The sequence below is a fragment of the Streptomyces sp. Ru62 genome (assembly GCF_002920615.1).
GTDB lineage: Bacteria > Actinomycetota > Actinomycetes > Streptomycetales > Streptomycetaceae > Streptomyces.
On sequence record NZ_PQSU01000041.1, the window covers coordinates 39,779 to 61,409 of the forward strand.

The window sequence follows — 21,631 nt, forward strand, 5'->3', positions numbered from 1 at the left end:
TGCTGGGAGTCGGGACAGCTGGGAGGTACGGGGATGCGGTGCCGGTCCGCCGGATGGATGGTCGCCGGGGTGGTCGTCCTGGCCGCCTGCGGTGCGTCGCCCGGTGGTGGAGCAGCCGGAAGGGTGTCCGGGAACCGCTCGACGGAGCCGCCGAGCAGTACGTCGACAAGCAGGACGCCGACGCGCAGTACGCCGGCGGACAGCCCCGCTCCCGCCACCTCGTCCTCGGCCTCCAGCGCCGGCTGCGTCGCCGGACGGACGGAGGTCGGCGTCGCGCCGGGTGATCCGCCGCGGCGGCGGTCGTGTGTGCGGCCCGGGACCGTGGTGTCCCTGGTGCTCCGGCCGCGCGCGGATGACAAGCGGTGGACGGCCGTGCGGAGTTCCGCGCCGGTCCTGGTCCTGGTGTCCGGATGGCGCGTGGATGCCGACGGCACCGCGCACGCCACACTGCGGACCGCGGGCGCGCGGGGCGGCAGCGCCAGGGTCACCGCGTCGGCCGAGGCGCCGGACGTGGCGGGAGCGGCGCGCGTCGGGTTCGTCCTCGACGTGACGGTCACCCCGTACGCGCGGGAGGAGTGACCCCGGACGCCCCGGGGTCACCCCTCCCTTCACCACGCGGTGTGCGTCAGCCGAGGTCGCGCACCTTGATGGTGTGGATGCCGCGGCCGTGGGTGGCCGCGTACAGGGTGCTGCCGTCGGGGCCCAGCTTCAGCTGGAGCACGGCGACGGCCGGGAGGCTGCCGACCCGCTGCCACTTCGTGCGGCCGGGCGCACGGTAGACGACGCCCAGGTCGGTGGCGACGGCGAGGCCGCCGTTCGGCGTGACGATCGCGGAGTCGGTCGGCACGTCGGGCAGGTTCGCCGAGATGTCCTTCCAGGTGGTGCCCGCGTCGGTGGACTCGAAGACGTGGCCGACGCCGGCGCCGGGGCCCTCGGTCCAGTGCCGGGAGAAGCCGTTGACGGCGAGGAAGACGTGGTCGGCGTTCTTCGGGTCGACGGCGAAGCCGCTGAGGTAGCGGTTGGGCACGGTCCCGTCCACGGGCAGGGCGATGTCGTGCCAGCCGGTGCCGTCCGCGTTGCCGACGGAGATGCCGCGGGCGAAACCCCGGTTGTTGCAGGGGCCGCACCAGGCCGCGTACACCTTGCCGCCCGAGGCCGCGACGGCGGTCGCCGTGCGGCCGGCGCCGAGGTCGTACACGCTCTTCCATTCGTCGCCGCTGCGGATGGCGTAGCCGTGGGTCTGCACCCAGATGTGCCGGCCGCCGGCGATCCACGTCGAGCTGTTCTTCGTGTCGGCCGCGAGCGGGGCGATGAAGCGGGCCTCACCGGTCGCGTTGTCGGCCGGGGCGACGTTGTACGAGGTGGCCTTGGCCGGGTCGGTGGTCCAGCTGCCGTCGTTGACCGCGCAGTTCTGGGTCACCTGGATGGCGAGGTAGACGTACTCCTCCGCGATGTCGCAGCCGTTGGCCGGGTCGGTCAGCGTGTCGCCGCCGTCGCCGCCGAAGTCGGAGCCCATGACCTTGTCGTCGCCGCGCAGGATGGACTGGCCGTTGTCCTGGAGGCCGCCGGTGACCGAGACGCCGCCGTGGTCGAGGTCCCTGCCGACGCCGACCGAGTAGTACTGGAGGGTGTCGATGGTGCCGTCGTTGAGGGAGGTCCAGTCGGTGGCGTGGCCGGAGGCGTCCTGGGAGCCGTCGACCGGGCGCTTGTAGACGCCGCCGTCGTTGCCGACGTACACGAAGCTCTTGCCGTGGTAGCGGCCGATCGCGACGCCGTGCTGGTCGGAGTGGGTGGTCTGGTGGCAGTCGCCGGTCTGCTCGGCCGGGTCGATGCTCCAGCAGGGGAAGGTGAAGTTCCAGTACGGTCCCACGGTCGACCAGGTGCTGCCGCCGTCCTTGGTCTCGTAGACCTCCTCCAGGCCCGCGTAGACATGCTCAGGATCGCTCGGGTCGACGGTGAGGAACTGGTTGTACCAGGCCTGCACGCCCGGCATGTAACCGGCGGTGGTCAGCGCGGAGCCGGAGGCCGCCAGCCCCTTGTAGTCGGCGATCTTCGTCCAGGGGCCGGCCGGGGAGCCGGACCTGGAGACGAAGACGCCCTCCAGGCCGCTGTCCGGGTTGGTGTTGAGCTGCTCCGGCGACTGGTCGACGGCGTAGTAGCGCGAGCCGTCGGCGGACCGGGCGAAGGTGACGTTGCCGACGTCGTCCGGGTCGGTCGGCAGGTCGCCGAAACCGCTGGTGATACGGGTCCAGGTGCCGTTGACCCTGGTGTAGAAGCCGTTGTAGTCGTCACCGCTGCGCCAGCCGACCGCGAGCACGACCCTGCTCGGGTCCTTCGGGTCGATCGCGATGTCGTTGGCGATGTTCTTGTACGCGGCGTCGGGGTCGTCGTCCTTCGAACCGCCCGGCAGGTAGTCGGGGTTGGGCGCGTACTCCAGTTTCCAGGCGCCCTTCAGCGTCTTCGTGGAGTGGCTCCACACGCCGGCACTGGTCGCCGCCCACACCTTCCCGCCGCCGAAGCGCAGCTCGTGGATGGTGGTGGACTCCAGCTCGTCGCCGCCGACCCGGCCGCGGGCGGAGAAGGTGCCGTCGTGCGGGTCGGACAGGACGTAGACGCCGCTGCCCAGATAGGCATCGGCATTGGTGGTCGCCTCGCCGGTGCCCAGCCACAGCCGCCCGGCGCCGTCGAGCGCGAGCGCGCCGGTGGACTGGGACGGCAGCTTGTCGCTGATCGGCTTCCAGTGTCCGCCGCCTCGCTCGGACCGCCAGACACCGCCGCCCGCGCTGCCCGCGTACACGTACCCGGCGTCGTCGGCGGCGATGGCGGCCATCCGGCCGGTCACCTTGCCGGCTCCGCCGCTGGAGTTGGAGTCGATGTCCCGGTAGCGGGGGTCGTCGGAGTCGTACGGCAGGTCGGTGACGTGGCGCCACCTTCCGCCGGTGCTGGGCAGATGGGTGAGACTGCTCCAGGCGGCGCCGTACGCGCCGGGGGCGACGATGCCGGGCGAGGTGCGGGCCTCGGCGTACTGGTCCGCCCCCTCGGCTATCTCGTCGGCCTCGTTGCCGTCCTCGTCCTCGCCCTTCGCCTCAGGGCTGAGGGCCCCCGTGGACGCGTCGCGGTCGGTGGCGATTCGCGCGAGGGTGCGTGCCCCGAAGGGCTTCTTGCTCTTGCCGGACGCGGCGCCGGCGGGTGTCGCGACGAGTGCGGCGGATGCGGTGATGGCGCAGATCGTGAGCCATCGTCTCTTACGGGTCGGTGCTGACACCAAGTCCTCCCAGAACGGGTGGTTGTACAGCCGTCGAGGAGAACCCGACCACCGGGGACGGGAGGTGTCCGTCACTTGAAGAAGCTTTTGACCAGAACCTGCCACTGCCCCCGGCATCCCTCAGCGAACGCGCGGCGCGGCTCTTGGGGACATGTGGTCAGCAGGTCGCCGTGCGCCGGTAGTTCGTTCCACTGGCCCACCCGGCCTGCACGCAGGTGACGCAGCCGCTGCCGACGGCATCGGGGACTTCGATTGCGGCAGCGGCGCCGCCCGGGCTGCCGTGGCTGGGGATCAGGAGCCGACCCGGTCGCGTCGGCGCCGGCGGAGAGCGGGCCGGTCGGTCCCGGTTCCGGTCCCCGTCCCGCTGCCGCGGGCTGCGGCGCGGGCGGGGCCGTCGGGCAGGGTGAAGGTGAAGACCGCCGTCGCCGCCGCGATCGCGGCGAGGGCGAGGTACGCGTGCTGGTACGCGGCGACGGGTGGCGCCGCTCCGGTGTGCGGCGGGGTGCCGAGGACGAGGGCCGTGGTCACCGCGGCCGGCGCGAGCGCACCGCCGGTCTGGCGTACGACGGTGTTCAGCATGGTGGCCTGTGCGAGGTCCGCCCGGTCGACGGTGGCCAGGGAGGCGACCGTGGTCGGTATGAAGAAGCAGCCGATCGCGGCCCCGAACAGGAACATGTAGCCGCGGAAGGTCCACAGGCCGGTGTCCGCGTCGCAGGTGGCGAGGAGCACCAGTACCGCGCTGACACCGGTCATGCCGCAGCCGACGATCAGGCGCGGACCGACCCTGACGTACAGGACGCCGACGATCTGCACGGTCAGCAGGACGCCGAACGCCTCGGGGAAGGTGGTCAGTCCCGACTCCAGCGCCGTACGGCCCTGGGCCTGCTGGAGGAAGAGAGGGCTCAGGTACAGGGCGCCCATGATGGGCACGAGGCCGACCAGATTGATCAGGTTGGTGTCGCGGAAGAGCCGGTCGGTGAACAGCCTCAGCCGCAACAGGGGGTGAGCGGTGCGCAGTTCGACGGCGACGGCGGTGGCCAGCAGCACCGCGCCGAGGACGAGGGAGGCCAGGACGGCGGTGGAGGTCCAGCCGCGGTTGGGCCCCTCGCTGACGCCGAACATCACGGTGCCCAGCGCCCCCGCGCTCAGCAGCAGGCCGGGCAGGTCGAAGCGGCCTGGCCGGCCGCCACGGTCGCCGGCCAGGAAGAGCGTGCCGAACAGTACGGCCGGCAGGCCGACCGGCAGATTGACGTAGAAGACCCACCGCCAGGACAGGTGGTCCACCAGCAGCCCGCCCAGCACGGGGGCCGCGGCCGGGGCGATCTGCTGCGGAATGATCATGTAGCGGGAGATGCGCACCTGCTCGGCGGAGCTGAAGGTGCCGAACAGCAGCGCGGTGGAGGCCGGGAAGAGGACACCGGCCGACACCCCCTGCACGGCGCGGTAGGCGACGAGCTGGCCGAGTCCCGCCGCCGCCCCGCACAGCAGCGACGAGCCGAGGAAACCGGCCAGGGCGGTCAGCAGGACGCGTTTGGCGCCGAACCGTTCGACCAGCCAGGCCGAGGCCGGTATGGCCATGGCCAGGCAGACCGGATAGACGACGACCACCCCGTCCAGCGCGGCGGTGGTCAGCCGGAACTGACGGGCGATCGAGGGCAGTGCCACCGTCGTGATCGCTCCGTCGACGATCGCGATGAACGTCACGCTGACGCACACGACGGGGACGACCAGGCGCTGGCTGATGCGGGCGGGCAGGGCGGACAGCACGGAGTGACGTCGGCGCATATGCTGAGCATACGCACTATGTGCTTACTCAGCATATGGCTTCCATACTGCGGGACAGGGGAGACTGGGCACCATGGCAGTGCAGGGCAGCAGCGACATCCTGATCGACGAGCTCTACGAGACGACGCACCGGCTACGGCAGTTCGTGGAGGCCCGGCTGAGGGAGAAGGGGGCCTCCGTGGCCCGGCTGCGCGCCATGCGCATGCTGGCCCAGGCCCAGAAGCCGCTGCGGATGCGGGACCTGAGCGAGATGGCGGGCATCGCGGCCCGTACCGCCACCACGATCGTGGACAGCCTCGAACGCGACGGCCTCGTGGAACGGGTGCGCCACCCGCAGGACCGGCGCGCCTTCCTGGTACGGCTCACCGACGAGGGGCTGCGCTGGCACCGCGAGGCGGAGGAGGTCGACCGCCTCGCCCTCGCCGAGGCGACCGCCGCCCTGGACGCGGACGACCGCGCGCAACTTCGGGCGCTGCTGGGGCGCATCCGCGACCACATGGTCTGAGGGCGACGCCCCGACCGGGCACAGTCGTACCGCCGGTCACGTCGCCGCACGACCTGGGCGCATCGTCGTACCGCCGGTCGCGCAGCCATACCGCCCGCCCGCGTCGTACCGCCCGCCCGCGTCGTCGTACCGCTCCGTCGGCTATCCCTGGTGCGGGCCGGGGCGGCCGGTGCCGGTCGGGGTGCTTGCGGGTTTCGTGTGGAGGACTTCGCGGGCCTGCTCGGCGGCGCGGGTGATGCTTTCGCTGATGAAGTCGAGGAAGCGGGCGATGTTCTCCAGGCGGGTGGCGGCGGGGGTGTGGGGCCCGAGGACGGTGACGCCTCGGCGTGCGGTCTCGACGAGCTGGTCGTTGGCGCGGGCGCTGGCGATCGTCGCCTGGTAGAAGAGTTCGTCGTCGACGACGTAGCGGTCGCGGCGGCGTTCGTCGCGTTCCCGGCGGACCAGGCTCTGCCCCTCCAGGAAGGTGATCGCCTTGGAGACGGACGCCGGGCTGACCTGGAGGCGTTGGGCGAGTTCGGACGCGGTGAGGCTGCCCGCGTCGGTGGTGAACAGGCAGGTCAGCACGCGGGCCGTCATCTTGGGCAGCCCCGAGGCCATGAGGACGGTGGTGAGCGTCTCCTCGTACTCGGCCACGGCCTCGGCGTCGCGTCCGTGCGGCTGGGGGGCCGTCTGCGGGCCCCGGGAGGAGGCGGGCCTGCGCCGGCGTGCGCGGCGTTCGGTGGCGCGGTGGGCCAGGTCGGCACGGTAGGCGGTGGGGCCGCCGTTGCGCATCACCTCACGGGTGATCGTGGAGGTCGGACGGCCGACGCGCCGGGCGATCTCGGCGTAGGCGAGGCCGTCGGCCAGCCCCAGTGCGATCTGCTGGCGTTCCTGCTGGGTGAGCCTGCCTCCCGGCAACGGGGCCTCCTCGGAAATCCTTCTCGGCTGTTACCGGCCCCACCATAGCGTTCAGCTCTCACTCATTGCAATGACATCAGTGATCGACGTTGCGTTACCCGCATGGCCATTGCAACATCTTGATGCCATCTAGCTGCGCAAACACAGGTCGGAAGCAACAAGCCTGTTGTCGAGACATGGAAAGCAACGTAGCGTTTCCAATGTCGGAAACAACAACGAACACGGGAGAGCCCGATGCAGAAGTTCGACACCCCCGCCCCGGTCGCCGCCGTCATCGACATCCCCTCCGGGCGCGTCCAGCTCATCGCCTCGGACCGCGCCGACACCACCGTCGAGGTCCTGCCCACCGACCCGTCCAAGGGCCGCGACACCAAGGCCGCCGACCAGACCACCGTCAGCTACGCCGACGGCGTCCTGCGGATCACCGCCCCGGCCGGCGGCAACCAGCTCTTCGGTCCCTCCGGCTCCGTGGAGGTCACCGTCCAGCTGCCCACCGGCTCCGGCATCGAGGGCAAGGCCGCCGGCGCCGAGTTCAGGGGAGTCGGACGCCTCGGCGAGATCGCCTTCGACGGCGCGTACCGCCGGATCAAGGTCGACGAGGCCGCAAGCGTCCGCCTCACCGCGGTCGACGGTGACGTGGAGGTCGGCCGGCTGAACGGTTCAGCGGACATCAGCACTGCCAGGGGCGACATCCGGATCGGTGAGGCCGCGCGCGGGACGGTCGTGCTCCGCACCCAGTCCGGCGACATCTCGGTCGCCGCGGCCGGCGGTGTCTCGGCGACCCTGGACGCCGAGACCGGGCGGGGCCGCGTACACAACGCCCTCAGGAACGACGGCACCGCCGCGCTCGACATCCGCGCCACCACCTCCCACGGTGACATCTCCGCCCGCAGCCTCTGAAGGAGCGGGGCCAGGACCGTCCGAGCAGTCACCGCCCGACGGTCCCGGTGTCCCCGGGGGTGCGCCACGACGGCCACTCCCGGGCTCTGGGTGGCCGCTCGACCAGATGCCGGCGCTGCTCCCCCAGCCGCTCCAGTCCCCCGCCCGAGCACGGCGGTCAGGCGGCGCCGGGCAGCGCAGCCGACGCAGGCACTCGGTGTTCGGTGTTCGTCAGGGAACGGGCGGTCCCAGTCGGGGAGTCGATCCTGAAGGTGACGAGCGGCGGCTCGGTTTCCGCCGAGTCCTCGGTCGAGGCCGGAGTGCTAGGTCGTCAGGACCAGCCAGCGGTGGCCGTCGATGAGTTCTCGGGCTGCGTCGAGGTGGCCGGCGTGGCACGCGGTTTCGGTGATGACGTGCAGCAGGACGTCGCGCAGGGTGTGCAGGTGCGGTTCACCGAACAGGTCGTGGGGCCACCAGGCCAGTCCGGCGCCGGCCGGGGTGGCGGTGATCACGGCATCGGCGAGTTCCGTCTCCTGCCGGTACCGGTCGAGCACGTCCATGGCCGAGACCCCCGGGGGCACGTTCCAGGCTTCGGCGCCGCTCGTGAGACCACGGAGGACCTCCTCGTCCCCGGCGACGACGGCGCGGAACCAGAACCGCTCCACATCCAGCGCGAGGTGCTGAACCAGTCCCAGACAGTGCCATCCGGATGGCAGCACGGGCCGTCGCAGATCCTTCGCGTCGAGCCCGTCGAGGATGCCGAGAACGTGTCGCCGCTGTCCGTCCAGGACCCGGAGAAGTGCCCTGACCTCAGCGTCCGGAGTTGGTCCGCTCGAATTTTCGGTCACGGCCACCCAGGATCGCGTAATCTCCGCGGCCGTGCAGGGAGTTCCCCGAAGTCGCCCTCCACCGCGAGAGGGCCGGGAACGGCAGGACGCGTCTGCCGACGGAAGCGCGGCGCATGGCGGTCCGACTCAGTTGCGTCTGCTCCGATGACGTGCGGAACCCCGGGGGCGCCGTTCGAGGTTCCGCACGCCGGGTCGGCGACGGGCCCGGGGATCATCCGTCGGCGGTGCCTGTCACCGCCGGCTCTTGGCCCGGGCGTGGCGTGCGATGCTCGCCGCGTACAGCGGTGTCTCGCGCCGGCAGTGGTCACCGGAGGCGGCCTGCCGTGCGGCGGCGGCCTCCTCGAAGGTGGTGCCGTTCTTCTCGATGAAGTCCATGAACTCCTGGGTGGGGTGGCTGGTGACCTGGTTGGTGTAGGTGAGGGTGCCGTCGCCGTTGTCCTTGACCGACAGGTCCCAGATCACCTGGACCGTCGTCCAGCCGTGCGGGGTGAGCACATCGGATGTGGACACCATGTGGCAGTGGTGCTTCTCGGCGATCTCGGCGACGTAGTGCTGGATCACCAGTCCGGTGCCGATCATCTCGACGTTGATCGACATCGGCCTGCCGTCGTCGGTCATGGTGTACCCCGCCGCCTTGTGGTCGGGCGGGGCACACCGCTGGTACTCCTTGTCCGGAAGGTTCAGCAGCCAGTCGGCGATGTCGATCGCGTCCCAGGGTGCGTCGAGCGGCGCGTGCTCCGTCGACGTGGACAGCACCAGATCGGACAGGACCTTCTTGGAGTCACTCATTGCTTTCCTCCCATCAGCACCGTGAGCGGGTGGTCGCCCCGTGGGGCAGGGCAGCGGGCAACGGGTCGAGTGGTCGGGCCGTGCCCGGTCGCGAGGATCGGCTGCGGACCAGCCGTGATGCCTCCCAGTCTGGTCAGCGGTGGCGCGGGGCGCTGTCGAGCGGACTCAACAGACAGCCGTGGGCCGGACCGGAGGCATGCTGTGGGGTTTGCCCCACACTCCGGGCCCCCGGGAGCCGAGGGGGCGGCACTCTGGTTCCGGGGAGCACCTGCCCGCCGGCCCGGACCGAGATCCCGTCCGCGTCCGAGGGGTGTCGGCGGGGCATCGGCGCCAGGAGTTCCGTCACTCCCTCGCCCCCGTGATCTGCCGTAGTGGCCGAGAGCGGCTCCGCCCGCGCCGTCGCCCGGCCCGTAGCCCCTGACCGTCGCCCGGCCCCGTAACACTTGACCGCGGCCCGTCACCTGGCAGCGGACGATCGTTGATACGGTCCCGCCATGGCTACAGCAGAAGGATCCATGGCCAGAGCAGAAGGATCAGCGAGCGGCCCGGTTTCCGCAGCCGATGTCGAACGTGCCGTCCGCTTGGCGCTCGCCACTCTACGGGAGGCCGAGGGACGGGACTGGGGTGTCAAGGCCGGTTCCCTGGAATGGGACTGCTGGGAGACCGTCGAGCACCTCGCCGACGACCTGTTCTCCTATGCCACCCAACTCAGCCCGGCGAACCCGCCGTTGGACACCCATGTCCCCTTCGCGTGGAGCCGTAGGAGGCCGGACGGCCCGGCGAACGCCGTCTTCGCGGACCGCGAGGCCGGTACGGCCGGTCTGCTGCACGTACTGGACGCCAGTGGCGGCTTGCTGACCGCGGTCGTCCGCACCGCACCGCCCACGGTGCGGGCACACCACGTCTTCGGCGCCGCCGACCCCGAAGGCTTCGCCGCGATGGGCATCGTCGAGATCCTGGTGCACACCCACGACGTCGCCGAGGGCCTGGGACTGGAGTGGACGCCGCCCGCCGACCTGTGCGACCGCGTGCTGGTCCGGCTCTTCCCCGACGCCCCGGCCGACACCGACCGGTGGCCGACCCTGCTGTGGGCGACCGGTCGTTCAGAGCTTCCGGGCCGGCCGCGCCTGACCACGTGGCGCTGGTACGGCACACCTCGCGTCGAGGCTGAGTAGGGCGGACATCCCGCTCCCGAGGGCGTCAGGGCAGGGTCAGGACGCGGGGGCCCTGGTCGGTGATGGCGACGGTGTGCTCGAAGTGGGCGGCCCTGCTGCCGTCGGTGGTGCGCAGGGTCCAGCCGTCGCCATCGGTGCGGTAGGTGTTCCGCCCGCCGGCCATGAGCATGGGTTCGATGGCCAGGACCAGGCCGTGACGGAGGGGGAAGCCGCGTCCGGGGCGGCCGCGGTTGGGGACATGGGGGTCTTCGTGCATGCTGCGGCCGATGCCGTGGCCGCCGAAGTCGGCGGGCATGCCGCAGCCCGCCTTGCGGGCGACGGTGTCGATGGCGTGGGAGATGTCGCCGATGCGACCACCCACCTGGGCCGCGGCGATCCCGGCGTCGAGGGCTTGCTGGGTGGCGTCGATCAGGTCGAGGTCGCCGGGGCGCGGCGTTCCTACGGTGAAGCTGATGGCCGCGTCGCCCGTCCAGCCGTCGAGTTCGGCGCCGCAGTCGATGCTCACCAGGTCGCCGTCGCGCAGCCGGTAGTCGTCGGGGATGCCGTGCGACACGGCGTCGTTGACGGACGTGCAGATCACGGCAGGGAAGGCGACCGGGGCGAAGGACGGCCGGTATCCGAGGAACGGCGAGCCGGCTCCGGCCTCGGCCAGGACCGACCGGGCCACTTCGTCCAGTTCCCGCAGGGACACCCCCACGTCGGCCGCCTCCCGGACCGCGGCCAGGGCGTGGGCCACCACACGCCCGGCTTCCCGCATCGCGTCCAATGCGGTGTCGGTCTTGATCTCCACCATGTGTTCCTCCCCGGAGCACGTCGACCCAATACTTATACCGGTATTAGTATCACGGTCCTGGTGCCGGCTCCTCATCGCCGTGACGGGCCGGCGGCGCCGTGGGTGGCCGTGAGGAAGTCGGCCAGGGCGCGTGCGATCGCTTCGGGGGCTTCCAGGGGGAGGAGGTGTCCGGCGCCGGGGACGGTGGTCAGGGTCGCGTGCGGGACGTGGGGCAGCAGGCAGGCGCGCAGCACAGCGGGTGGCTCCACCTTGTCGTGCTCGCCTGCCAGCACCGCCACGGGGACTTGGATGCGGCGGGCCTGTTCGGTGATGTCCTGCGCGATCCCCCGCAACGGCCACTCCGTGCGGGCCTCCGGGGAGGCGGCGAGGCTGTCCCGCACGATCGCGTCCCGTACCGGCGGTGGCACGGGTACGGCGGTCAGGACGTGGTCCAGGGCGTGGCCGACGGACTCGGGCGAGTCGTAGGCGTGGGACAGCCCCTGGCGGTACTCCTCGGTCACGGCCGGGGCCGGCCGAGCGGGAGCGGGCGCGATCAGGACCGCGCCGATCAGGTCGGCCGGACGGCGGGCCGCGACCAGTTGGCCGACCTTGCCGCCCATGGAGTGACCGACGAGGACGAAGGGTCCCGTCACGCAGCCCTCGACCACGCGGACGAGGTCGTCGGCGAGCTGGTCGAGGTGGTACGGCCCCGGCAGGTGCCGGGAGCTGCCCCAGCCGCGCTGGTCGAAGCGGACCGTCGCCTGCTGGGGCGGCAGGCGGCGGACGACCTCGTCCCATGTGCCGGCGGAGCCTCCCCAGTAGTGGGCGAACACCAGCGTGGGGCCGCCGTTCCCGCCCTCGATCCGGGCCTCCAGACAGCCGCCCGCCACGGCCACGGTCTTTGTGGTATTCGGCACTTGTCCGTCTCCTCGATGTCGCGGCAGGCGGTCACTCCCGTGGGGCACTCGCCTGTCCGGGCTGTGCACCTGCCGTCAGGTACGGGGACGACGCTATGCCGGTGGAGCACTTCCTTCTGGTGGAAAGAGACTGACCTGTTGTGGAAAACGGACACCTCGCCGTGCGGCAGTTGCGCTACCTTCCCGCTGTCGGGGCCACCCACGGCGTGGAGGTGCTCAGCTTCGCCGCCCTGCGGGAGACGGACACCGACCGGCGGCGGACCCGGTTGCAGCGCCCCGACTTCCACGTCCTCGCCCTGATCACCGGCGGACGCGGCGCGCATGAAGCGGACTTCCGCCCCTACGAGCTGCGCGAAGGCGACGTCGTGTGGATCAGGCCCGGTGTCGTGCATCGATGGAGCGACGTCGAGCGTGTCGAAGGCCCCTTGATCCTGTTCCAGCCGGGCCTCCTGCCCGATCCCGGCCTCGAATCCATGGGCGTCTCCTCTCCCGTCTGCTGGCCCCTGCCGCCGGACGCCCGCGCGCTCGCGGTGCAGGCCGCCGGCCACCTTCGGCGTGAGCAGCACGCGGCCGTGCGAGCGCCGCGTCTGGCGTCCTCCGCGCTGCTCTCCCATCTGCTGGCGGCACTGCTGCTGCGGGTACTGCCCACGACGCCCCCACCGGCTTCCCCGGACGCGCCCCGGAGCCGGCGGCTGGAGGTCTTCCATGCCTACCGCGCCGCGGTCGAGGAGCACTTCGCCCGCTGGCACCACGTGTCCGACTACGCCCACGCACTCGGCTACGACCCCCGGACACTCACCCGGGCGACCCGTACCGCCACCGGAACCGGCGCCAAGACGTTCCTCGACCAGCGCATCCTGCTCGAAGCGAAACGGCTGCTCGCCCACACCGGCCTGTCCGTCGGCGGCTGCGCACACCGCCTCGGATTCCGCGACGCCGGCAACTTCACCACCTTCTTCCGGCGCCAGACCGGCCTGGCCCCCACCGCCTGGACGGCCGCCCTCCGCTCCGGCCGCCCCGACAGCGGGTGACCGGGCCCAGGGTCTGTCGCGGATGTGGATCTTGGTCGGGGATGATCACACTCTGCGGGCCGACCGGGTCGATGAGCGGCTGCGGGCGTGCGAGGCAACCCAGGGGAATCACTTCACTACGACGTTGTCCCCGGCCGAAGTCGACGGCCCGGTGGCGGTGTTGCCGTAGTACGCCCAGCGCCACGTGCCCGTCCTGGACGCCTTCACGGTCGTCCTGAGATCACCCGAGCCGTTCGCGTACACCTTCTTCACCGTGGTGTAGGAGGTGGCTCCGGTGGGCTTGAACTGCAGGCTCACCAGGCGGCCGCCGTAGGAGGCGTACTTCCTGGTCTCCCAGTTGGCTCGCGTGACCTTTCCGGTCACCGTGATGGTGCTGCCCTTGGTCACCGGCTCGGGTGAGGCGTTCACGGTCAGGCGGGAGTTGCGCTTGACGTAGACCGTGAGGTCCTCATCATCAGTGTCACCGCCGCCGCCCTGGAAATACACCTCGGCCGCGACCTTCCAGGCTCCGGCCTCGCTGTTGTGCATGTCCCACTCGCTCGGGTCGAAGTACATCCTCTCGTTGAAGTCGCAGACGCCCGAACCCACCTTGATGCAGTCGCTCGTCTCGATGGCGTGCCACAGTCGATCACCCGTGCCGCCGCGGTACAGAAACACCGCCGGCCACTTCCACTTGTGGGTGGTCGCCATCCGGAAGGAGGTGGGTACCGCGACCTCGTTCGACACGCCGATCACGATCGGCTTGCCGCCGTTGACCCGGACGCGGGTGAACGAGGCCCCGCCTTCGGCCGCGCCGGCCGGAACTGCGGCCATGCCGGTGAACACAGCGACCGCGCCACCGGCCACGACAGCTCTCCAGAGCTTCTTCCCCACTTGATCCCCGATCTCCGTACCGAAAGGCGCCGGAGACTGCTCATCCTCCGGCGCGTCTTCAGACAGCCGTGCTCCACACGGGGTTGTACACCCGTGGATCACGATCGGGCATCAGACGACCATCACCTCGCGCGAGGGCGATGCGCCGGGCATCGGAGGGGCTCGGTCTCGTCCAGGTCCAGCTACCCACCACGTCCCACAGAGCGGGATCAGCAACGCGCGGGATCCACTGTCACGACGGACCCTGGGCGGGGGCCGTGGCGAAGATCCAGCGGTTCGCCGCCAGGGCGTCGTCCGGCTCCGGGCGGGGGCCGCGGCCGTGCAGGGCGGTGAAGTCGTACGGGGTGCGGACCGTCACCGTCCAGCCGCGTTCGGCGAGTCGGCCCGCCGAGTCGGGGCGTGGCTCGCCGTCGAACAGGGCGAGCAGGTCGATGCCGAGCCGCTGTCTCACCGCGGTGTAGACCGGGCCGGCCCGTACCCGCGAGGACTCGGTGAGGAGCTTGATCTCGTAGGCCAGGGTGCTGCCCGGCGCGCTCAGCCGGTCGATCGTGCCGATGAGGTGGCGCTCGGCCGCCGCGGGGAGGTAGAGCAGCAGCCCCTCGGCCAGCCACGCGGTGGGCGCGGCCGGGTCGAAGCCCGCGTCCAGCAGTGCCTCGGTCCAGTCGAGCCGGAGATCGGCCGCGAGGGTGCGGCGGCCGGCCGTGGGGGTGGCTCCGGCCCGGTCGAGCACCGCATGTTTGAACTCCAGTACACCCGCGGTGTCCACCTCGTGGACCTGGCAGCCCGGCGGCCAGTCCAGCCGGAACGCCCGGCAGTCCAGGCCGGCGCCCAGCAGCACCACCTGGCGGGCGCCCCGGCGGACGGAGCGGCGCAGGTGGTCGTCCAGGACGCGGGTGCGCAGGCCGAAGTAGCGGCCGAGGCGGCCCCACAGCGGATCGGCGTCACCGGCGGGCACCTGCTCCGGGCGGACCGGCCAGCCCGCGGAGGCCGGTGCCGCGCGCACGAAGTGCTCCGCGAACCGGTCCCGGGCCAGGGCGTCAGGGCGATGGGTCTCGATCGCGCGGGCCGCGGCCACCAGCAGGGCGGTGCGGCCCACGCCCTCGGTCACACCGGTGTCCGGCCCGGCGGCAGGACGCACGACTCCTCCTCCTCGGTTCGGGGCACGGGTGCGGTCCACGCCCGTGGGTCCTGCGCGGTGGTGGTCCGGGCGCCGTAGACGACGCGCATGAACCGCAGTACGGCGTCGTACGGCAGGTGCAGCGCGGCGGTGCAGTCGGTCAGGACGGTGACGTGGAAGCCCTTCTGGAACGCCGTACGGGCGGTGGTGTCCACGCACACGTCCGCGTACAGCCCGGCGAGGACCAGGTGGCCCACGCCCCGCGCGGCGAGGTGTTCCGCGAAGCCGTCGCCCAGGAAGGCGTCGAAGCGGGCGCGCTTGGTGAAGACCCGCTCGCCCGGGGCCGGGGCGACGGCGTGGAACTCCGCTCCCCAGGAGCCTTCCAGACACTTGGGCCGCTTGCCGAGGACGCTGTCCCGTAGCCGCCAGGCGGCCCCCTGGTGCTCGGGGTCGCCGACGAACCGTACGAAGACCACCTCCACGCCGCGCTCGCGGGCCAGCTCCACCGCCCGGACACAGCCGGCGACGGCCGCCTCCAGCACCACCGGGCCCCTGTCCTGGCGGGAGCGGGGCTTGTCCGTGCCGAGGCGGGCCTGGACCGTCGGGCCGGTGCAGAAGTCGTTCTGCACGTCCACGACGACCAGGGCCGTCGTCCCGTCCGCGTCCCCGGCGGTCCCGTGCGCCTGCCCGGCGGTCATGGCCCGCCGACCAGGGCGGCGTCCCTCGGTGTCCCGTCGGCTCCGGGTACGTCGAGGCAGTCGAGCAGGGTGTCGACCACGGCGGTGGTGGAGTGCCGGCCGCCGAGGTCGGGGGTGCGTACCCCCCGCTCGTCCAGCATGCGCAGGGCCCGCTCGGTGGCCCGTACCGCCCCGGGGCATCCGGCGTGACGTTCCGCGACGAGCGCCGCCGCGCGGATCGTCGCCACCGGGTTGACCAGGTCGCGCCCGGCGAGGTCGTCGGCGGACCCGTGCACCGTCTGGTACTCGACCAGGCCGGACAGGCCGGGGTCGAGGCAGACGTTCTCGGTGCAGCGGTTCTCCTGCCGGTCGGAGCCGAACCGGTCGAGCAGCATGACGTGCATGATGTCGGCCCACTCGTTCCCGGCGACGATCAGCGTGCGGTCGGGCAGTCCGTGGGTGAGCAGATTGCGGTTGACCGTGTCCGGCTGGAACAGGTCGACGCGTATGCCCAGCCGGTCCGCGAGGTCGGCCACCCAGGCGTCGAGGGCACCGTCCAGCAGGTGGAACTTGTACGCCATGACGATGCGGTCGAGGTGTCCGTCCGGCCATTCCCGCCGGGCTCGCCGCAGGGCGTGGCTGACGACGGCCTCGGTGATGTCCCGGCTGAAGGTCATGGTGCGGGTGACCTCGCCGGGCGTGTGCCGGTTCTCCCCGGTGTAGAAACCCTGCGCCTGGTCCCGCACGAGGAGCAGGGAGCGCCGGGCGTCGGTGAGCAGGTCGACCTTCACGGCGCGCAGCCGCTGCCGGACGAGGTAGAGGGACTGGGCGTTGATGGCGGTGCGGAAGACCGCCTCGGTGCCCTGCTCGGCCCGGGTGCGGCAGAACCGCTCGTAGTGGTCCGCGTCCTCGGCGGTCAGCGCCCGGATCCTGGCGACGTCCCGTTCGGCGCGGAGCGAGACGTAGGAGTGGTAGAGGCGGGGGGAACGCTCGATCGTCACGCCGTGCGGGTGACGAGCGGTGAGCGCGCCGAGCACGCGCTCGAAGACGTCCGCGACCTCGGGCCCGGTGCCCCGGCCCACCGCGAGGCCGATGACGGGCTTCCGGGTGCGTAACTCATCCGCCGGTACGGCGATGTGGGGGCGGATCACTGGGGCGTGCCCGCGGTGAGGCGGTCGCCGGGGATGCCGGCCTTCTCGGGGCGGTAGTAGTCCCGGATGCCGTCCGCCCAGGTGATCACGGGGATGCGGTCGCCGTCGACCGGCTCGAAGGCGTCGAACAGGGCGTCGATGTTGGGACGCCGGAAGCCGATGGCCGTCATCAGCGCGGTGAAATGGGGGCGTTCGACGAATCCGTCGCCGTCCGGGTCACCCATGGTGGCCAGGGCGTCCGCGAACTCGTCGACCGTCGCGTCGAACCGCTCGGGGTCGAGCACCACGGCGGTGAACTCCTCGGCGCTGATCCGTCCGTCGCCGTCGGCGTCCAACTCCCGGACGAGCGTCTCCCAGTAGCGGCGGAAGGCATCGAGCATGGCGTTTCTCGCGGTTTCCCCGGCCTCGGGCACCGCCGCGACGACCCGCTTGCCCATCAGTTCGAAGTCGTCGGATTCCAGGACGCCGTTGCCGTCGGCGTCGAACAGGGAGAAGACGAGCTGGACGCGGTCGTTCGCCTCGGTGGTGGGCATGGTGTGTCACCTCTGCTGTAGCGCGGTCCGACGGGACGCCGCCGGATCCAGGGGTCCTGGCGGCCCCTCCACTATCGGCTCGCCGCCGGGGCCCCGGCGGAGGAATCCGGGTGCGTGCACACGAAAGAAGGGAATCGGGTGCCTGGCGCATGAAGCGGTACGGTCCTGGAAAGCGGTGCCTTCCAGGTGGGGGCGGGGTGCCGGCACCTGGGCCTGTCTGACATTCGCGTCTGCCGCAACGGTGTCGGTGGCCCACGTGCACGGCGCCGGCATCCGCCGGCCCGTCCGTGTGCTTCGGTCGTTCAGCGTGCCTGGTCGGCCCTGTCGTGGGTGCCGGCGGGTGGCGCGGTGGAGGCCTGCCAGGAGGCCAGGAGGCGCAGGCGCTCCTCGGAGGCGGAGCCGGCGGCGGGTGTGTACGTGACGGGACGCTGGTCGGCGTCACCGGCAACAGGAGGGTTGCGTAGGCGAGTTCCAGATCGCCCACGACGGGGTGGCGCGGCCGCTTGGTGCCGTGCGTCTTGTCCCGGACGGGATGGCGGGCCCACAGGGTGCGGGAACGTGGCGCTCTCCACCGAGAGTTCACCGGTCAGGGCGGCCAGTCGCGGGTCATGCGGATGGCGGCCGGCGTCCAGGGGGAGGAAGCCACCGCCTCCTCGGCGACGTCGGACCAGTCGGTGTAGACGGTCCGCACGCGTACGGCACCTCCTCCGACCTCCAGGGCATCCTGGTCGCCCGCGCGTCGGGCCGTACGCTCCCCGACAACGGCCACCGCCTCCTGACCCGCACCTCGGTCAGCCGTATGACCACCAACCACCTCACCGCGGAGCAGCGCGCCCGCGCCACACTCTTCCTGGAGGGGCAGGGCGGGGGCTACGGCGGCCAGGTCGATGTCACCCCGGCCGACCCCTGGAACGGTTCGGGCCGCTACGGCTGGGTGGGCGGCACGGGTACGACGGCGCACATCGTCCCGCCCACGGGCACGGTCGCCATCCTGCTGACGCAGGTGGCGATGGAGAACCCGACGCCGACGCCGCTGATGCGGGACTTCTGGAGGAGGGTGGCCGAACGGTCGTCCCGGGCAGGGGCGGTGACCGAGTCCTAACCGTGCGCCCGCTGGGCGTGTTCGGGCAGCAGGCCCACCAGCAGGATCGTCAGGACGTCGATGCCCGCGGCGAGGGCGAAGACCAGTTCCGCGGCGGCGAGGCAGGAAGGGACGGACGGGTGCCCGGCCCGGGCGAGGAACACCGTGCCGAGCGCGGCGACACCGAGGGCGCCGGCGAACTGCTGGACGGCGTTGAGCAGACCCGCGCCGGTGCCGACTTCCTCGGCGGTGGCATCGCCGATGATGAAATCGACCAGCGGCACGAACACCAGTCCGGAGCCGAAGCCGGTGAGCAGCAGCGCGGGCGCCAGTTTCCAGACGGTGATGCCGGCGCCCCAGTGGGCGAGGGACCACCACAGGCCGAGCAGGCCGAGGACGGCGACCGCCAGCCCCACGCGCAGCCCGGCGCGTCCCAGCTTCTCGGCGAGCACGGCGCCCGAGAGCAGGACGGCGACGGCGGTGCCGAGGGCCCAGGGGATCAGCGTGAGGCCCGTGTGCAGCGGCGTCCAGCGCATGCCCTGTTGCAGCAGCAGGTTGATGACGAGGACGAACCCGCTCAGTGAGGCGTAGAACCCGGCCACGATCACCAGGCCGACGACGAAGCTGCGCCTGCGGAACAGCGACGGCGTGATGACCGGGTGCTCGCTGTGCCGCTGTGAGACGGCGAACAGGGCGAGCAGGACGACCGCGGCGGCCATCATGACGTAGGTCCAGACGGGCCAGCCGAGTTCGCGCCCCTGGATGAGCGGGACGATCAGCAGGGCGGAGGCGGCGGTGAGCAGGCCGACGCCGGTGAGGTCGAGGCGGGCGGCCGGGTCCTCCCCGCCCCGGCGGGGCAGGACGCGCCGTCCCAGTACGGCGGCGACGACGCCGAACGGGACGTTGATCAGGAAGATGGATCGCCACTGGCTGCCGAACAGGTCCAGGTGGAGCAGCCAGCCGGCCAGGATGGGCCCGCCCACCATGGTGAGCCCCATCAGGGGGCCGACCGGGGTCAGCGCCTTGCGCAGGTGCTGGGGCGGGAACACGACCTTCACGAGGGCCAGGCCCTGCGGGATCATCACCGACCCGCACAGGCCCTGCACCGTGCGGGCGACGATCAGGAAAACCGGGTCGGGGGCGAGACCGCAGGCCAGCGAGGCGAGGGTGAAGCCGGCCATGCCGAGCAGGAACAGCCGGCGGCGCCCGAGCAGGTCCCCGAGCCGTCCCGAGGTGACGAGGCCGAGCGCGAAGGCCGCGGTGTAGGCGCTCAGTACCCACTGCACCGTCACCTCGCCGCCGCCGAGGTCGGCGCGGATGGAGGGGCCGGCGAGGTTGGCGATGCTGGAGTCGATCAGATCCATGAGGTCGGCCAGGACCACGACGGCCAGGACGAGCCAGGCGGTGCGCGGCGGGGGTGCGGGGGTGGTGGGCGCTTGGGGTGCGTGCTGATGGATGGACACGAACAGTGTTCTACAAGCGAACAGTGTTCTTAGCAATACGAACGCCGTTCCCAGTGAGGTAGAACACTGTTCGCCAGTCTCCGGAACGCGGGCGTTCGCCGCCGTGCAGAACGCTGTTCGCCTCCTCACCGAACCGCGTTCGGAGGTTGACTAGACTCCCCGTATGTCACCGACTCCGCAGCAGCGGCGCGCAGCACGGCACCAGCTCGGCACCGGCCCGGCCACTCCCGCGGCCCAGCGCGGGCCGTCCGGCGGGCGCAAGAAGCCGATCACGGTCGAAGCCATCATCAGCACCGCGTTCGCCATCGTGGAGAAGGAGGGCTACGAGGCCCTGACGATGCGGCGCGTCGCCACCGCGCTGGAGACGGGACCGTCGTCGCTCTACGCCCACGTGGTCAACAAGGAGGACCTGGACGAGCTGCTCATCGGCCGTCTGTGCGCCGGGATCGAGCTGCCCGAGCCGGACCCCGCCCGCTGGCGGCAGCAGATCACCGGCGTCTGCGCCCAGCTGCGCGACCAGTACCTGCGGTACCCGGGCATCTCCCGGGCGGCCTTCGCCGCCGCTCCGTCCAACCTGGACACGCTGCGCGTCAGCGAGGGAATGCTCGCCATCCTGCTCGCCGGGGGCATCGACCCGCAGGTCGCCGCCTGGGCGATCGACTCGCTCCAGCTCTACGTCAACGCCTACAGCCTGGAGGTCTCCCTGGCGAACAGGCGGATCAGCCGGAGCGACGACACCTGGGTGGTCAGCCGTGACGAACTGCTCCGCCGATTCGCCGCGCTGCCCGACACCTTCCCCCGGACCAGGCGCTACGCCGCCGAGCTGACCGCCGGGACCGTCCAGGACCGCTTCGACTTCACCATCGGCCTGATGATCGACGGGCTCCCGGGGGCACGGCGGGACGCGTGACCAGGCCCGGGTCTCGTACGGCGTAACCGGCACGGGATGTGAGGCGGGCGGCCGGGCACGATGGTTCCGACGGGGGCTTCATGCCTCCCTCACGTCTCTGTCAGGTGCCCCAGGGAGAGAAGGGAGATCCGCCATGGCCGCGCAAGGCCCCGCGACTCACCCCACGGCCGAGCTCGACGCCCGCTACAGTTCCGCGACCAACCCCCGCCCGGGTGCCGCGGACGTCACCGCCACCGAGTGGGCCGAGGCCCGGCGGAAGCTGGAGGCCGCCGAGATCTTCTGGGTCTCCACAGTGCGGCCCGACGGCCGGCTGCACGTCACCCCCGTCATCGCCACCTGGCACGACGGAGTGCTGTACTTCGCCACCGGTCCCGGGGAGCAGAAGGCGAGGAACCTCGCCCACGACGCGCACTGCGCGCTGACCACCGGCGGGAACTCCCTCACCCAGGGGCTCGACCTGGTCGTCGAGGGCACGGCGGCACCCGTCACCGACCGGGCGGCGCTGGAGGAGGTGATCACGGCGTACGAGGCGAAGTACGGGCCCCACATCACCTCACCCGAGGGCCCCTTCCACGGCATCGGCGACGCGTTCCGCAGGGGGGACGCGGTGCTGTTCGCGCTGACCCCGGCCACGGCCTACGGCTTCGGCCGGAACGACGGGGTGTACTCGCACACGCGCTGGACGTTCTGAGGGAGGGCGTCGCGTGTTGCGAGTGATCTCGTACCGCTGACCGGAGAACCCCTGGCGGTGGGGCGCCCGACATCCGCCGTGATCATCGCCGCCGTGATCAACGTACAACGGCGTGGGGGGGGCTTGCGGCAAGCCCCCGGGGGTGCCGCAGAATCGTCGGCCGTGGCCGGAAGCCAGGCCGCGATCCGGGGGATGGGGGGTGCGCGACATGCGCGGCTTGTCGTCGACGACAGACCTCACCCGACGTGCGTCGCCCGGCACACGTCACCCGG

The 21,631-nt window shown here is 71.8% G+C and carries 24 protein-coding genes; 9 read left to right on the top strand and 15 right to left on the bottom strand.

The window, feature by feature from the left end:
* The first annotated feature begins 53 nt into the window (after positions 1-53).
* Both C3492_RS44340 and C3492_RS38025 read left to right on the top strand, forming a co-directional pair.
* Positions 54-284 (top strand): hypothetical protein, encoded by a 231-nt coding sequence (locus tag C3492_RS44340; RefSeq protein WP_146075779.1) that lies wholly within the window; start codon positions 54-56, stop codon positions 282-284.
* Positions 285-372: 88 nt separating this feature from the next.
* Positions 373-579 (top strand): acetyl-CoA synthetase, encoded by a 207-nt coding sequence (locus C3492_RS38025; RefSeq protein WP_258056154.1) that lies wholly within the window; start codon positions 373-375, stop codon positions 577-579.
* A gap of 46 nt (positions 580-625) precedes the next feature.
* Here C3492_RS38025 and C3492_RS38030 read toward each other — a convergent pair whose 3' ends face one another.
* Positions 626-3,265 carry a glycosyl hydrolase gene (locus tag C3492_RS38030; protein WP_103817177.1) on the bottom strand — a complete coding sequence of 880 codons (2,640 nt, stop codon included), beginning with the start codon at positions 3,263-3,265 and terminating at the stop codon, positions 626-628.
* A gap of 291 nt (positions 3,266-3,556) precedes the next feature.
* Positions 3,557-4,969 carry a DHA2 family efflux MFS transporter permease subunit gene (locus tag C3492_RS38035; protein WP_374938419.1) on the bottom strand — a complete coding sequence of 471 codons (1,413 nt, stop codon included), beginning with the start codon at positions 4,967-4,969 and terminating at the stop codon, positions 3,557-3,559.
* A 154-nt stretch (positions 4,970-5,123) separates the two neighbouring features.
* On the opposite strand from C3492_RS38035, the gene C3492_RS38040 reads away from it, so the two are divergent.
* The gene (locus tag C3492_RS38040) at positions 5,124-5,555 is read left to right on the top strand and encodes a MarR family winged helix-turn-helix transcriptional regulator (protein WP_103817178.1); all 432 of its coding nucleotides are present in this window, start codon (positions 5,124-5,126) and stop codon (positions 5,553-5,555) included.
* Between the two features lie 141 nt (positions 5,556-5,696).
* Here the strand turns inward: C3492_RS38040 and C3492_RS38045 are convergent, their stop codons facing one another.
* Positions 5,697-6,452 carry a helix-turn-helix domain-containing protein gene (locus C3492_RS38045; RefSeq protein WP_103817179.1) on the bottom strand — a complete coding sequence of 252 codons (756 nt, stop codon included), beginning with the start codon at positions 6,450-6,452 and terminating at the stop codon, positions 5,697-5,699.
* Between the two features lie 234 nt (positions 6,453-6,686).
* Here C3492_RS38045 and C3492_RS38050 point away from each other — a divergent pair, with 234 nt between their 5' ends.
* Positions 6,687-7,352: a DUF4097 family beta strand repeat-containing protein gene (locus tag C3492_RS38050; protein ID WP_103817180.1), complete on the top strand. Its 666-nt coding sequence runs from the start codon at positions 6,687-6,689 to the stop codon at positions 7,350-7,352.
* Positions 7,353-7,654: 302 nt separating this feature from the next.
* Here the strand turns inward: C3492_RS38050 and C3492_RS38055 are convergent, their stop codons facing one another.
* Positions 7,655-8,185 carry a DinB family protein gene (locus tag C3492_RS38055; protein ID WP_103817181.1) on the bottom strand — a complete coding sequence of 177 codons (531 nt, stop codon included), beginning with the start codon at positions 8,183-8,185 and terminating at the stop codon, positions 7,655-7,657.
* 225 nt (positions 8,186-8,410) lie between these two features.
* Positions 8,411-8,968, bottom strand: a complete 558-nt coding sequence (locus tag C3492_RS38060; RefSeq protein ID WP_103817182.1) for a hypothetical protein — start codon at positions 8,966-8,968, stop codon at positions 8,411-8,413.
* Positions 8,969-9,483: 515 nt separating this feature from the next.
* On the opposite strand from C3492_RS38060, the gene C3492_RS38065 reads away from it, so the two are divergent.
* On the top strand, positions 9,484-10,143 hold the full coding sequence (locus tag C3492_RS38065; protein ID WP_103817183.1) for a hypothetical protein: 660 nt from the start codon (positions 9,484-9,486) through the stop codon (positions 10,141-10,143).
* A 25-nt stretch (positions 10,144-10,168) separates the two neighbouring features.
* Here C3492_RS38065 and map read toward each other — a convergent pair whose 3' ends face one another.
* Together map and C3492_RS38075 are read right to left on the bottom strand one after the other, a co-directional pair.
* Positions 10,169-10,936, bottom strand: a complete 768-nt coding sequence (gene map / locus C3492_RS38070) for a type I methionyl aminopeptidase (protein WP_103817184.1) — start codon at positions 10,934-10,936, stop codon at positions 10,169-10,171.
* Between the two features lie 71 nt (positions 10,937-11,007).
* Positions 11,008-11,811, bottom strand: a complete 804-nt coding sequence (locus C3492_RS38075) for an alpha/beta fold hydrolase (protein ID WP_258056159.1) — start codon at positions 11,809-11,811, stop codon at positions 11,008-11,010.
* 161 nt (positions 11,812-11,972) lie between these two features.
* Here C3492_RS38075 and C3492_RS38080 point away from each other — a divergent pair, with 161 nt between their 5' ends.
* Positions 11,973-12,863, top strand: coding sequence for an AraC family transcriptional regulator (locus C3492_RS38080; protein WP_103817185.1), 891 nt, complete (start codon positions 11,973-11,975; stop codon positions 12,861-12,863).
* Positions 12,864-12,971: 108 nt separating this feature from the next.
* On the opposite strand, the gene C3492_RS38085 is transcribed toward C3492_RS38080, so the two are convergent.
* From C3492_RS38085 to C3492_RS46400, 7 genes are all read right to left on the bottom strand, one after another.
* Positions 12,972-13,736 carry a hypothetical protein gene (locus tag C3492_RS38085; RefSeq protein ID WP_181140760.1) on the bottom strand — a complete coding sequence of 255 codons (765 nt, stop codon included), beginning with the start codon at positions 13,734-13,736 and terminating at the stop codon, positions 12,972-12,974.
* Positions 13,737-13,968: 232 nt separating this feature from the next.
* Positions 13,969-14,874: a class I SAM-dependent methyltransferase gene (locus C3492_RS38095; protein ID WP_258056155.1), complete on the bottom strand. Its 906-nt coding sequence runs from the start codon at positions 14,872-14,874 to the stop codon at positions 13,969-13,971.
* Entirely contained in the window at positions 14,841-15,551 is a 711-nt protein-coding gene (locus tag C3492_RS38100; protein ID WP_103817188.1) for a cysteine hydrolase family protein, read from the bottom strand. The genes C3492_RS38095 and C3492_RS38100 overlap by 34 nt, the downstream gene beginning before the upstream one ends.
* Positions 15,548-16,681: an isocitrate/isopropylmalate family dehydrogenase gene (locus C3492_RS38105; protein WP_258056156.1), complete on the bottom strand. Its 1,134-nt coding sequence runs from the start codon at positions 16,679-16,681 to the stop codon at positions 15,548-15,550. The genes C3492_RS38100 and C3492_RS38105 overlap by 4 nt, the downstream gene beginning before the upstream one ends.
* Complete coding sequence (locus tag C3492_RS47050; protein WP_103817189.1) at positions 16,678-17,214, bottom strand: EF-hand domain-containing protein; 537 nt, start codon at positions 17,212-17,214, stop codon at positions 16,678-16,680. The genes C3492_RS38105 and C3492_RS47050 overlap by 4 nt, the downstream gene beginning before the upstream one ends.
* Positions 17,215-17,516: 302 nt before the next feature.
* Positions 17,517-17,885 carry a DNA-binding protein gene (locus tag C3492_RS47055; RefSeq protein WP_374938420.1) on the bottom strand — a complete coding sequence of 123 codons (369 nt, stop codon included), beginning with the start codon at positions 17,883-17,885 and terminating at the stop codon, positions 17,517-17,519.
* A complete protein-coding gene (locus C3492_RS46400; protein ID WP_103817190.1) occupies positions 17,801-17,983 on the bottom strand; it encodes a hypothetical protein in 183 nt (60 codons plus the stop codon). Before C3492_RS46400 ends, C3492_RS47055 begins: the two co-directional genes overlap by 85 nt.
* Positions 17,984-18,013: 30 nt before the next feature.
* Here C3492_RS46400 and C3492_RS38125 point away from each other — a divergent pair, with 30 nt between their 5' ends.
* Positions 18,014-18,316, top strand: a complete 303-nt coding sequence (locus tag C3492_RS38125) for a hypothetical protein (protein ID WP_374938418.1) — start codon at positions 18,014-18,016, stop codon at positions 18,314-18,316.
* On the opposite strand, the gene C3492_RS38130 is transcribed toward C3492_RS38125, so the two are convergent.
* A complete protein-coding gene (locus C3492_RS38130; RefSeq protein WP_308461180.1) occupies positions 18,313-19,758 on the bottom strand; it encodes an MFS transporter in 1,446 nt (481 codons plus the stop codon). The two genes, C3492_RS38125 and C3492_RS38130, sit on opposite strands and share 4 nt — an antisense overlap.
* A gap of 163 nt (positions 19,759-19,921) precedes the next feature.
* On the opposite strand from C3492_RS38130, the gene C3492_RS38135 reads away from it, so the two are divergent.
* Positions 19,922-20,668, top strand: a complete 747-nt coding sequence (locus C3492_RS38135) for a TetR/AcrR family transcriptional regulator (protein WP_103817191.1) — start codon at positions 19,922-19,924, stop codon at positions 20,666-20,668.
* Between the two features lie 133 nt (positions 20,669-20,801).
* The gene (locus C3492_RS38140) at positions 20,802-21,359 is read left to right on the top strand and encodes a pyridoxamine 5'-phosphate oxidase family protein (protein ID WP_103817192.1); all 558 of its coding nucleotides are present in this window, start codon (positions 20,802-20,804) and stop codon (positions 21,357-21,359) included.
* Positions 21,360-21,631 lie beyond the last annotated feature (272 nt).